We start from the raw sequence: 521 nt of genomic DNA, 5'->3' as shown, positions 1-521 counted from the left end.
TGTGAAGCTTCAATACGTTGTATCCGTGGTTCATCCGATCTGAGTCTGGAAAACTGGAAGTCGCCAAACACCCAGACTTCCAGGAGCTCAGCCGGATGAACACCCATAAGAATGCCCGACTCACCTTTGCCCGTCGACTGGAGATGGTTCAAGACATCACCGAACATGGACTGAGCGTGCCTGAAGCCGCCGCGAGTCATGGCGTGACAGCACCAACCGCTCGTAAGTGGCTGGGTCGCTATCTGGCCGGTGGCGTGCCGGCGCTGGGCGACGCCTCGTCCCGGCCGGTACGTTCGCCCCGGGCCATTGATCCATCCAAGGCCCTGTTGATCGTGGAGTTGCGCCAGCGCCGGATGCTTCAGCGGCAAATTGCCCGCAGCGTTGGCGTGTCCGAATCCACGGTCAGCCGGGTGCTCGCACGCGCTGGCTTGTCCAGACTCGCCGATCTGCAGCCTCGTGAGCCCGTGATGCGCTATGAACATGCCGCACCGGGCGACCTGCTGCATATCGATACCAAGAAG

The 521-nt window shown here is 61.2% G+C and carries 1 protein-coding gene; it reads left to right on the top strand.

Annotation, left to right across the window (positions count from 1 at the left end; translation table 11 throughout):
- Window positions 1-95: 95 nt before the first annotated feature.
- On the top strand, window positions 96-521 hold a 426-nt coding region (locus tag A9J21_RS13310), incomplete at its 3' end, for a helix-turn-helix domain-containing protein (protein ID WP_156545864.1).

Source organism: Cupriavidus sp. D384, assembly GCF_001652915.1.
Taxonomy (GTDB): Bacteria; Pseudomonadota; Gammaproteobacteria; order Burkholderiales; family Burkholderiaceae; genus Cupriavidus.
The sequence above is the reverse complement of the archived record's forward strand: the minus strand, read 5'-3'. Positions and strand labels throughout refer to the sequence as shown.